10 protein-coding genes are annotated in these 12,447 nt (G+C 34.2%); 8 read left to right on the forward strand and 2 right to left on the reverse strand.

Annotated features, from left to right (window positions below):
- Window positions 1–196: 196 nt before the first annotated feature.
- The 3 genes from J3U23_RS01005 to J3U23_RS01015 are packed head-to-tail and all read left to right on the forward strand — an operon-like array spanning window position 197 to window position 3,666.
- Window positions 197–1,435 carry a PqiA/YebS family transporter subunit gene (locus J3U23_RS01005; protein WP_065734220.1) on the forward strand — a complete coding sequence of 413 codons (1,239 nt, stop codon included), beginning with the start codon at window positions 197–199 and terminating at the stop codon, window positions 1,433–1,435.
- Between the two features lie 15 nt (window positions 1,436–1,450).
- Complete coding sequence (gene pqiB, locus J3U23_RS01010; protein WP_267338215.1) at window positions 1,451–3,088, forward strand: intermembrane transport protein PqiB; 1,638 nt, start codon at window positions 1,451–1,453, stop codon at window positions 3,086–3,088.
- Window positions 3,088–3,666: a PqiC family protein gene (locus J3U23_RS01015; RefSeq protein ID WP_267330069.1), complete on the forward strand. Its 579-nt coding sequence runs from the start codon at window positions 3,088–3,090 to the stop codon at window positions 3,664–3,666. Before pqiB ends, J3U23_RS01015 begins: the two co-directional genes overlap by 1 nt.
- A 61-nt stretch (window positions 3,667–3,727) precedes the next feature.
- Here the strand turns inward: J3U23_RS01015 and pabB are convergent, their stop codons facing one another.
- Both pabB and J3U23_RS01025 read right to left on the reverse strand, forming a co-directional pair.
- A complete protein-coding gene (pabB, locus tag J3U23_RS01020; RefSeq protein WP_267338216.1) occupies window positions 3,728–5,461 on the reverse strand; it encodes an aminodeoxychorismate synthase component I in 1,734 nt (577 codons plus the stop codon).
- Window positions 5,462–5,463: 2 nt separating this feature from the next.
- Window positions 5,464–6,030: an anthranilate synthase component II gene (locus J3U23_RS01025; RefSeq protein ID WP_267338217.1), complete on the reverse strand. Its 567-nt coding sequence runs from the start codon at window positions 6,028–6,030 to the stop codon at window positions 5,464–5,466.
- 434 nt (window positions 6,031–6,464) lie between these two features.
- Between J3U23_RS01025 and manD the strand changes: the two genes are divergently transcribed.
- From manD to J3U23_RS01050, 5 genes are all read left to right on the forward strand, one after another.
- Window positions 6,465–7,679 carry a D-mannonate dehydratase ManD gene (manD, locus tag J3U23_RS01030; RefSeq protein WP_065734225.1) on the forward strand — a complete coding sequence of 405 codons (1,215 nt, stop codon included), beginning with the start codon at window positions 6,465–6,467 and terminating at the stop codon, window positions 7,677–7,679.
- A gap of 15 nt (window positions 7,680–7,694) precedes the next feature.
- Complete coding sequence (locus J3U23_RS01035) at window positions 7,695–8,711, forward strand: Zn-dependent oxidoreductase (protein WP_267338218.1); 1,017 nt, start codon at window positions 7,695–7,697, stop codon at window positions 8,709–8,711.
- Window positions 8,712–8,768: 57 nt separating this feature from the next.
- On the forward strand, window positions 8,769–10,121 hold the full coding sequence (locus J3U23_RS01040) for an MFS transporter (RefSeq protein ID WP_065734227.1): 1,353 nt from the start codon (window positions 8,769–8,771) through the stop codon (window positions 10,119–10,121).
- Window positions 10,122–10,133: 12 nt separating this feature from the next.
- Entirely contained in the window at window positions 10,134–11,615 is a 1,482-nt protein-coding gene (locus J3U23_RS01045) for a mannitol dehydrogenase family protein (RefSeq protein WP_267338219.1), read from the forward strand.
- 138 nt (window positions 11,616–11,753) lie between these two features.
- Window positions 11,754–12,437, forward strand: a complete 684-nt coding sequence (locus J3U23_RS01050; RefSeq protein ID WP_065734229.1) for a GntR family transcriptional regulator — start codon at window positions 11,754–11,756, stop codon at window positions 12,435–12,437.
- Window positions 12,438–12,447 lie beyond the last annotated feature (10 nt).

The raw sequence follows: 12,447 nt of genomic DNA on the forward strand, positions 1-12,447 counted from the left end.
CAAATTAAGGTAATTTAATTAGGTAATACTTTCATAAAAAAAGACCATTTGGTATGATGATAGAAATAAATTTTAGTCGTTATTGATGTATTAAATTAATTGTCTCAACATATTATAATCATTGAAGATTTTTATACCTAAATGTTATGCTAATCAAAAACATCTTTATAGCTTAAAATATAAATAAAGGAAAATAATGACCACTGATAGTCAAGACTATGTATTGTGTTCTCATTGTGATTTGGTCATCGAATTAGCTGATGTTGCAGTTGGCCACAAAGCTGTTTGTCCACGATGTAATACAATATTATTTAAAAACAATGTCAATATGAAGTTTAGAGCGGCAATGTATGCAATTTGCTCTCTAATTATGCTCATTGTTGCTTGTGGTTTTGTTTTTATTGATATCAATTTAGTTGGTAATGTCAATGGCGTAAGTGTGCTGGACATTCCAAGAATACTTTTTATTGATAAATATAGTTATATTTCAGCATTATTTATTTTTTTCGTATTAGTCTTTCCATTACTCAATTTATCAATTATTGCCTTACTTTGTTCAAATATTAATTTAACCAAATATCGGAAAAGAGATTTACTTATTGTTTATGAAAAATTCCAACATTGGTGTATGCCTGAAATATTTTTAACTGGCATATTAGTTAGTTTCGTTAAATTAATGAGTTATGGCAATATTGGTGTAACTAGCACATTTTGGGCATTTTGTTTATTCGTATTCTTTTATATTAAAGCTTTAGTTATCTTCACTCCGGGTAAAATCTGGAATGAAATTCATCGAAGTGATTTTTCAATAAAAGCATTAGAAGTTGGTGAAACGGGAATTTCTCAAAATATAAAATTGTGTCAATGTTGCCATGCAATCGTCCCTGTTGAGTATGCCAAATGCCCAAGATGTAAACAAAAAAGCCAAGTAAGAGGGCGAGATAAAATACAATGGACAATTGCATTATTGGTAACTTCATTAATAATTTATATTCCCGCTAATTTATTCGGAATTATGATCACAGTTGTATTTGGCTCAGCGTCGACCTCAACTATTATGGATGGTGTTATCTATATGTGGCAGTCAGGGGATGTACCAGTGGCATTAGTTATCTTTTCCGCAAGTGTGGTTATTCCAATTTTAAAGATTATTTCACTCAGCTGGTTATGTTATTTTGCTTTAGCCGTGAAAGATAAAAATAAACATAATTGCTTAAAAATGAAGAAATTATATAATGCGGTAGAATTTATTGGTAAATGGTCAATGATAGATATCTTTGTTGTTTCTGTAGTTTGTTCTTTAGTTAGAAACCAACAAATGATGGGAGTTTATCCTGATATTGGTGTTACTTTTTTCGCAACCGTCGTCATCATTACTATGATTGCATCCCAAAAATTTGATCCACGCTTACTTTGGGATCGAAATCGAAAATAGAATAATAGGAATAATATGGCAACCTCAAGAAAAATAGCAAAAATAATTAAAATCCGAGCAATTTCTGCAATATGGATTATTCCCATAGTAACCGCCGTTGTTGGATTATGGATTATCTATGCCCACTTTGCTGATAGAGGCACATCTTTTACCTTATTAGCCAATGATGCAAATGGCATTGTTGCAGGTAAGACAGTAATCAAAAATCGTAGTGTTGACGTTGGTATAGTTGATGAAGTGACATTATCTGATGACTACAAGAAAGTCGTCATAAAAGGTCGAATTTATAATGATATGGAACCATTGTTAAAAAATGACTCAATTTTTTGGGTAGTTAAACCTGAAATTGGCCGTGATGGTGTGACAGGGCTTGGCACTATTTTATCTGGTGTATATATTGAACTGGTCTCAGGCAACGATACGCATAGTTTCAAAAATAACCCATTTATTTTATCTGATACACCACCGTTATCTGATCCAAGTATAAAAGGAATTCGCTTAAATTTAGAAAGTGACCAAAGTGGTGTAGTACCTCGTGGTGCAAAAGTGATGTTCCGTGGTTATCAAGTCGGTAATGTTGAAACGTCCTTATTTGATGTCGATGCTCGTAAAATGAAATATCAAGTTTTTATAACCAAACCTTATGATGCATTAGTTACCGAAAATGTACGCTTTTGGAAAGAGGGTGGTATCAATTTATCTTTATCATCACGTGGAGCAAGTCTTGAAGTTCCTTCGTTAGATGTTCTAATGTCTGGTGGAATCAGCTTTGATTTACCAGATGGCGCAAAACTAGGTGAACCGGCGAAGCAACATGATGTCTATAAATTATATGAAGATAGAAAATCGATTCAAGATTCACAGTACACTGAATATAAAGAATTTCTAATTATGATTACTGATTCCATATCGGGATTAACCGAAGGTGCGCCAGTGGAATATCATGGTATAAGATTGGGTACAGTGAGTAAAGTACCGTTTTATACCACAGAAATGTTAAAAGAAAGATCAATTCTCAACCAAAAAGTACCAGTATTAATCAGAATAGAGCCTGATCGTCTATCAGAATTAGTTGATGATAAGATCGATATAGCAGCTTTGATAAAAGATGAACAAAAAAATGGACTAAGAGCATCATTAAAAACGTCCAATATGTTTACTGGTGCGCTTTATATTGATCTAGATTTTTATCCTGATTTAAAAAATAAATACAATATAAAATTAGCTAACCAATATGGTTACGATACTATCGAAACAACATCAACAGGATTTGCTCAAATTCAAGCAAAAATATTGCAATTACTCGACAACTTTAACAGTTTACCGTTGAATAACACGATGACACAATTTAATAAATCATTAGAATCAAGTGAAAAACTAATGAATTCATTAAATCAAATTATGGCGAGTAAAGAGATGCAAGCTATGCCGAAGGATTTACAAAAGGCAATTCGTTCATTACACGAGACCATGAAAGGGTTGCAACCGGGATCTGAACTTAACACGCAAATGATCGAAAGTTTACAGAAAATTCAACTAATGATGGACGAGCTGACTCCTTTACTTAACACATTAAATAATAAAAGTAATGCATTGATTTTCTCAGCGCCAAATAAAAAAGACCAAGAACCCAAAGCCAGAGGTAAGAAATAATGGTTAAATTAATTCGAACGCTAAAAGTTACGATATTGGTGACATTATTAGGAACTATAATTGGTTGTTCATCAAATGCACCGAGTAAAAGTTATTTTCAATTAACTAGTAATTTGACTGGCTCAAGAATGACACAAACTACAGATCATTTTATTTGGATTGAGTCCATTGAGGTAGCTAGTTTCTTAAATAAACCCGGTATTGTCCTGCAAACACAGGACATAAAATATGTCACAGCAACTAATCATTTATGGGCATCGACGCTGTCTCAACAACTTGCCGATCGATTGTCACAAGACTTAACTCAAATTTTGCCTAATTATTTGGTGTCAACTAAATCAATTACCACGCCAACTCTTACAGTTAAACTTTTTATTGATGGTTTCCATGGCGGTTATAATGGCGATGCAATCATAAAAGGACGCTGGGTAGTGACAGATAAGAAAGGTAAAATTGTAACTAAAGCTATTGAACGTCATGTTCCACTTGCAACAAATGGTTATGATGCTTTGGTAAAAGCCTTATCCGAAGGCTGGCAAAATGAAGAATTAGACTTTGCAAATTCAATTAAACATTAATACTTACTAAACATTCCGTCAATATGATGACGGAATGTTCTCTGCTCTTAATTTCAGATCATCAAAACAGTGCTTTTAATTTATCTAATATCTGGTCTTTAATTTCAACCCATCCTCGCACACTATTAATAAATGCTATTTTATCGGCTTGTAAAATATCTTGTTTGACAATCTTTTGCTCGGTTAATTGATGATTATCCAAATAATACTGTCGCATAGTACCAGCAAGTAAACCCGAAGTAATAGTTGGTGTTACCCACTTTTCATTAATCAACAACGCAATATTACCATTAACAAACTCAGTGATTTCATCATATTGATTATAATTGATATATTCTTGCCCAACTGCTAATTCGGGAAAGTGTTGTCGATTAGTCGTTTTATGATAGAGAAAAGTGTTTTCCTTATCGACACATTTGGGTGCAAAATCAAGCTTATCAATTACCATTGAATGAGTAAGTTTATCGAGACTTATTTTTGCTTGGCCATATTTAGGTTGCAGAAGCCTAATTTTATATCTTCCTGATGAATGAGTTTTTGCTAAATTAGTTAATGTCTGTTTAATTGTTTGAATATCACATTCAAAATCAAAATAACTCGTTGAATTTATCAACCTATCTAAATGCATATCAAACAAAACCAACTCGCCATCTTTAAGCAATAATGTTTCAATAATATATTCAGGAATAGTTAGCGTTCGATTTAAGATGGCTGTTTTAGCTAAAATCTCATGATATTCATCATCAGCAGTTGAATCCCATGTAATGCCACCACCAACACCATAATTCAACTGTTGATTATGTATGGTTAAAGTTCGTATTGGAATATTAAATACTGCCTTTTTCATTAAAGGTTCTACATAACCAATTGTGCCACAGTAAACCCCACGGGCCGAGTTTTCAATATCACTAATGATTTGCATGGTACTTGATTTGGGCGCACCAGTAATTGAACCACACGGGAACAGCGCTTGAAATAGCTGATACAAACTTATATTTTCTTTTACGGTTGCTTGAATAGTTGAAGTGAGTTGCCAGACAGTCGGATACTTTTCTGCTGTAAATAAATGTGGAACGGTTACTGAACCTGGCACTGATATTTTGCTTAAATCATTACGAAGTAAATCAACAATCATCATATTTTCAGCAAGATTTTTTTCTGACTTCAACAGCGCCACTTGTTGTTTATCTTGGTCAGAATTTAAACCTCGTGCTGCTGTTCCTTTCATCGGTTTAGTTGTAATGGTTCTATCTTCTAATTTAAAAAATAGCTCAGGGGAGATAGATAAAATATGATTATTTTCAAATTCAATATAGGCACAATAATTTGCCCGATTATTTTTTTGTAGAAAATGATAATAATCTAAAGGATCACCATTGAATGAAGCGTTAAATTGAATGGTATAGTTGGTTTGATAAGTATTGCCTAATTCAATTTGTGATCGAATATAACTAATTTTCTGCTGATATTCGTCAATATTAGTGTCACAAGACAATTCAAAATATTCGGGTAAAGCGCATTCAGTATGAGCTATTGTTGTATAGCTCTCAAAAATACCAAAAAAAAGTAAAGGTAAATCCTGGTCTGACTTTGTGACTATTTTGGTCTTATTTGACTCATTAAAGCCCATAGCGCTTTCATAAGCAAGATAACCGCAAGCAAAATAACCTTGTTGTATAAACTCTTCTATCTCATCAATATGTTTTTTTATTGAGTGATAATCCGATGACTTTATGATTTTTATTGGATCACAAAAATATTTACGTTGCCCCTCAAAATCGATATAAATTTTCATGCTTATTGCTCACTAACAAAATTGCTTATCATTTTTAAACCAAATTCAGTCTTGATCGCTTCAGGGTGGAATTGTACAGATTCGATAGGTAATGTTTTATGTCGTAACCCCATAATCAACCCTTGTTTATTGGTAGCAGTGATTGTTAAAGGTGACTCATTTGACGAATTTTGTACAATTAACGAATGATATCTTACAACAGACAGAGGATTTTTAATTCCAGAAAATAATCCCTTTTCATCATGAATGATCTCATCAATTTTTCCATGCATGGGTACAGGTGCTTTAATAATCGAGAATCCAAAATATTGAGCAATCGCTTGATGGCCTAAACAGATACCAAGTATTGGACATTTATTCTCAAAAGCCTGAATTGCTGACAACGATATCCCAGCATTATCTGGCGTACCTGGCCCTGGGGAAATTACCATTTTAGAAAACGACAATTGTTTTAATTCATCAATAGATTTTTCATCATTTTTGATGACCATAACCTTCGCGCCAGCACGGCACAGGTAATCATATATATTAAATGTAAATGAATCATAGTTATCAATCAGAAGAATCAAAATTATATCCAATACTTATTACTTTAAAAAATGAAGGTTTGAAATGTGACAGATGATTCTATTATAAAAAGGGATATCACATAAAGCAGTTTATATATAAGCTTTCAAAAACCCCGTTCCTCAACTTTTTTTTAAATTTTGAGGAACGGGGTTTTTGAATGTAATTTAAGAAAAAAATTTAACTTAGGGGATCAAAATCATGTATAAAATTGCATGATATATAAAATAAATGATGTTCCTCTTTCAATAACTTTCAATGCATTACATATGCCATCTTTTATTTAAACTTCTGTGAAGCGCGTTATAAAAGCTCCTTTTTTCTTTGAGATATTTCTTCGTAATGTGATCTCTCTCACAAAAATATACTAATCTACTTGTATGGTAGTATTTAATCGATTAATTTGTAGTTACACAATTTATTTTCGAGGTATTTAATGAAAATTGTAAAAGCAGAAGTTTTTGTTTGTAGTCCAGGAAGGAATTTTGTCACATTAAAAATAACGACAGATAGCGGCGTATATGGAGTAGGTGATGCGACGCTCAATGGACGTGAGCTTTCCGTCGCATCATATCTTAAAGATCATCTTTGCCCACAATTAATAGGTCGAGATGCCAGTCAAATAGAAGATATTTTTCAATATTTCTATAAAGGTGCCTATTGGCGTCGTGGACCTGTGACGATGTCAGCAATATCAGCCATAGATATGGCGTTATGGGATATCAAAGGTAAAGTTGCCAATATGCCACTTTATCAATTATTAGGTGGAGCTTCTCGTACCGGTGTAATGGTGTATTGCCATACCACAGGTAAAGATATTGAAGAAGCGTTAGATGATTATGCTAAACATAAAGAAATGGGCTTTAAGGCCATTCGAGTGCAGTGTGGCATACCAGGAATGAAAACCACCTATGGTCAAAGTAAAGGTAAAAACTTAGCTTACGAACCAGCAACACGAGGTAACTATCCTGAAGAACAGTTTTGGGCTACCGATAAATATCTTGATTTCACACCAAAATTATTTGAGGCAGTAAGAAATAAATTTGGTTTTAACGAACATTTATTGCATGACATGCACCATCGTTTAACACCGATTGAAGCAGCTCGATTTGGTAAAAGTGTTGAAGACTATCGCCTATTTTGGATGGAAGACCCAACACCAGCGGAAAATCAAGAATGTTTCCGTTTAATTCGCCAACACACCGTAACACCAATTGCCGTAGGTGAAGTATTTAACAGTATTTGGGACTGTAAACAGTTAATTGAAGAACAGCTTATTGACTATATCCGAACCACAATAACCCATGCAGGCGGTATAACTCATATGCGTCGAATAGCTGATTTTGCGTCGCTTTATCAAGTTAGAACAGGCTCTCATGGACCATCAGATTTATCACCAATCTGTCATGCAGCTGCACTTCATTTTGATATGTGGGTACCTAACTTTGGTGTTCAAGAATTTATGGGTTACTCAGAGCAAATGCTAGAAGTCTTCTCACCAAACTGGACCTTTACTGATGGTTATATGCACCCAAGTGACAAACCAGGTTTAGGTATCGATTTTGATGAAAAACTAGCAGCAAAATATCCATACAACCCCGCTTATTTGCCAATTGCTCGTTTAGAAGATGGCACGTTGTGGAATTGGTAAGTTGAGGGAGCTTATATGAAAAGTATCGTTGTAAAAAAACCTAATGAACTAGAAATCGAGGAACGTGAAGTTCCTCAACCAGCTAAAGGTGAAGTTAGAGTCAAAGTTAAACTAGCTGGCATCTGTGGTTCAGATAGTCATATTTATCGAGGACACAATCCATTTGCAAAATATCCAAGAGTCATCGGACATGAATTTTTTGGCGTCATTGATGAGGTAGGTGAAGGAGTAGATCGATCAAGAATTGGTGAACGTGTTTCTGTCGATCCCGTCATTAGCTGTGGTTGTTGTTACCCTTGTTCAGTTGGGCGTCCCAATGTTTGTACATCTTTGACTGTTTTAGGCGTTCATCGTGATGGTGGATTTAGTCAATATACAACAGTGCCAAGCAAAAATGCCTACCCGATTCCAGATGATATTAGTAATGAATTTGCTGTAATGATTGAACCGTTTACTATTGCAGCGAATGCTACTAGTCATTTGAAACCAGCTGAAAATGATGTTGCTTTAATTTATGGTGCAGGTCCAATGGGACTAACATCAGTACAGGCGCTAAAAGGTGTTTATAAAGTTAAACAAGTTATCGTTGTCGATCGAATTGATGAACGTTTGGCTATGGCACAAACAAGTGGTGCAGATATAGTAATAAACAATACAGATATATTACTAAAGAATGAACTAGAAAAACTCAATATTAAACCGACGATTATAATTGATGCTGCGTGTCATCCTTCGATTTTACAAGAAGCAATTACTATTGCCTCTCCCGCTGCAAGGATCCTAATCATGGGCTTTTCAAGTGATCCTTGTGTAATTACTCAACAAGGGATAACCAGCAAAGAGCTATCTATTTTTTCTTCTCGATTAAATGCGAATAAGTTTCCAGTTGTTATCGATTGGTTAAAGAAAAAATTAATAGACCCTCAGAAGCTAATCACTCATCAATTTGATTATACGCAAGTAATTCAAGCTATTGAAACTTTTGAGAAAGATCAGAAACATTGCTGCAAAGTTTTATTGACCTTTAATTAACACTCAAAAAGCCTTATGAAGAACGTTTTTAGATAAAATATTAAAAGAGAGAACAGTATGAATAATATAGGAAATAAGTGTGAAAGGGATACTTCGGATTTAGTTAAAGCCGCAGTATCAGGCTGGTTAGGAACAGCTCTAGAATTTATGGATTTTCAATTATATTCTTTAGGTGCTGCTTTAGTTTTCCATGAAATTTTCTTTCCGGAACAATCTGCTATTATGGCGCTGATTTTAGCAATGGGCACTTATGGTGCTGGTTATGTTGCACGAATCATTGGTGCCTTCGTTTTTGGTCGCATGGGTGATGCTATCGGCCGTAAAAAAGTTTTATTCATTACTATTACAATGATGGGGGTATGTACTACGTTAATTGGTGTACTACCAACTTATGCTCAAGTAGGTATTTTTGCGCCATTGATGTTGGTTGTTTTACGTATAATTCAAGGATTAGGCGCAGGTGCTGAAATTTCTGGCGCTGGAACAATGCTCGCTGAATATGCACCAAAAGGGAAAAGAGGAATAATTTCTTCATTAGTTGCAATGGGAACTAACTGTGGGACATTAAGTGCAACAGCAATATGGGCATTTATGTTTTTTTTATTAGATAAAGATCAATTAGTTGCATGGGGTTGGCGCATTCCATTTATAGCAAGTGTTGTTGTTATGATTTTTGCAATTTGGCTAAGAATGAATTTAAAAGAAAGCCCTGTATTTGATGAGGTTAATGATACTAATACGCTAAAAAATGATAGTGATGTTACAAAACATATCTCATTACTTGGAATGTTTAAAAGTAAATCATTCTGGTTAGCTACAGGATTACGTTTTGGTCAAGCAGGAAATTCTGGTCTAATCCAAACTTTCTTAGCGGGATATTTAGTGCAAGCATTATTATTTAATAAAAGTATTCCAACTGATGCAATTATGTTTAGTTCAATTGTCGGCTTCTTGACTATTCCTTTCTTAGGTTGGTTATCAGATAAGATTGGTCGAAAAATTCCTTATATAATACTAACATTGTCTGCAATTATACTAGCATATCCAATGTTATCTATCATTGTAGATATAAATCATTCTGTAAATACTATTACATTATGTTTGATTCTCATTCATAATATTGCAGTTTTAGGCTTATTTGCCCTAGAAAACATCACCATGGCCGAAATGTTCGGTGCTCGCAATCGATTCACCCAAATGGCAATATCTAAAGAAGCAGGTGGTTTAATTGCCGTAGGATTTGGCCCAATTCTGGCTGGAATTTTCTGTAAAATGGTAAATGATTGGTGGCCAATTGTGGCTATGATTATTGTTTACTCATGTATTGGTCTTATCTCGGCTATTCTTATGCCGGAGGTAAAAGATCGTGATTTAGCTGACTTACATGATGCGGCAGATAGTAAAAATTAGACGGAAGAAATAATGAGATTATCGAATCAAACTTTATCACAACTACCTAAAGAGGTAGTTGTTCCAACTTATGATAGAAGCAAAATTAAAACCAAAATTGTTCATCTTGGTTTTGGAGCATTTCATCGTGCTCATCAAGCTATTTATGCAGATATATTGGCTGCGCAATATGATAGCGATTGGGGATACTGTGAAGTTAACTTGATTGGTGGTGAAGCACAAATTCAAGATTTAAAACAACAAGATTGCTTATTTAGTGTGTGTGAAATGTCTTATGATAATTGGAATACTCGTGTTGTAGGTATTGCAAAAGAAGCATTACATGCAGATGTTGATGGAATTCAGAAAGTCTTAGATGTGATGACTCGCCCAGAAATTGCAATTGTGTCAATCACTGTAACCGAAAAAGGTTATTGCTATCTACCATCAACATCATCAATTGATACTAATAATCCATTAATTATTCATGATGTAACTAATCCACATACACCTAAATCTGTTCCAGGTGTCATTGTGGAAGCTTTACGTTTACGTAAAGAGCAAGGATTAAAACCTTTTACAGTTATGTCTTGTGACAATATGCCTGAAAATGGACATGTTACTCGTAATGTTGTTTTAGCCTTGGCTAAGCAGCGCGATGAAAGTTTAGCGCAATGGATTGAGGATAATGTTACTTTCCCATCAACAATGGTTGATCGAATTGTACCTGCGGCAACGCCAGAAACGATGGCTAAAATAAAAAAACAACTTGGTGGTATTGATGATCCGGCAGGTATCGCTGGTGAACCATTTAGACAATGGGTGATTGAAGATAATTTTGTGGCTGGTCGTCCAGAGTGGCAAAAAGCAGGGGCAGAATTAGTTAATGATGTATTGCCTTATGAAGAGATGAAATTACGCATGTTAAATGGTAGTCATTCATTTTTCGCTTATTTAGGTTATTTAGCTGGTTATATGCATATTGATGAATGTATGCAAGATCCTAATTATGTTAAAGCAGCTAGGCATTTAATGTTAAATGAGCAAGCAACTACATTACGGGTAAAAAATGTTGATTTGTCAGCTTATGCTGATTCATTACTCGATCGTTATCGCAACACCGGTTTAAAACATCGTACATGGCAAATCGCAATGGACGGAACATTAAAGCTTCCACAACGTATGCTTGATTCTGTTAGATATCATTTAGCTAATGGTACACCATTTGATTGTTTAGCTTTAGGTGTTGCAGCTTGGATGCGTTATGTTAGTGGTGTGGATGATAGTGGTAACGTTATTGAAGTTTGCGATCCGGCAGCCGAGAAATTAAAAGAGTTGGTTTTAAATAGTTCTGATAATCAAGATCGAGTTAATACACTGTTATCTTTAAAACATGTTTTTGGAGAGGATCTACCCCAAAATCCATTGTTTATTGAACAGGTAACTAAAGCTTATCTTTCTTTAAGAGACATAGGAGCAAAAGAGACCGTTAAACAAATAACTCAAAATTTTTAATTCCACTAACAATAATTAATAAGCCAAGTGCAATCATCTTTAGATGATTGCACTTTTATTATTAAATAAAAAACTTTTCTTATATTCAAAAATCCCCTATATTCTCTTTTATTGTAATTTGTTTTTTGAAAGTAATATATGTTCAAATCGGAAGCGTTAACTACCTCAGAACCTGTTAATCAACAAATATATCGCCAATTAAGAAAGGCCATTATCACTTGCCGAGTATTACCAGGTGTTTTATTGTCTGAAAAAGACATTTCGGGTCAATTTAATGTTTCACGCCAACCCGTTCGTGAAGCTTTTATTAAACTAGCAGAAGCTGGATTGGTCCAAATTCTTCCACAACGTGGAACTTTTGTAACGAAAATATCAGTTAAAAAAGTAATTGATGGTCAATTTATTCGTGATGCGGTTGAGTGTGCAATTATTAAACGTGCAGCACAAGAAATTAATGATTCAGATCTTTTATTACTCGAAAAAAATTTAAAAGAACAAATTGACGCTAACAAACATAAAGATATTGGTTATTTTCTTGAAAAAGATGATGAATTTCATCAGATTATAATGAATGTTATTGATTGCCCCATGGCATGGGAAACCGTCGAAAATATCAAAGCAATGATGGACAGGGTAAGATACCTTACTTTAGAAGATATATCCCCACCAGAAGACCTAGTTAAACAGCATGGAAAAATCGTTATTGCGCTAAAAAATCATGATCCTGAAATGGCTGCACTTGCACTTCATGAGCATTTATCAACTATATTAAAAACGATAAAAATAGTATCACAACAGCATAATGAATGGTTTGTTGATTGATCATTTTATT

This window comes from Gilliamella sp. B3367 (genome assembly GCF_026536825.1).
GTDB classification, from domain to species: Bacteria; Pseudomonadota; Gammaproteobacteria; order Enterobacterales; family Orbaceae; genus Gilliamella; species Gilliamella apicola_E.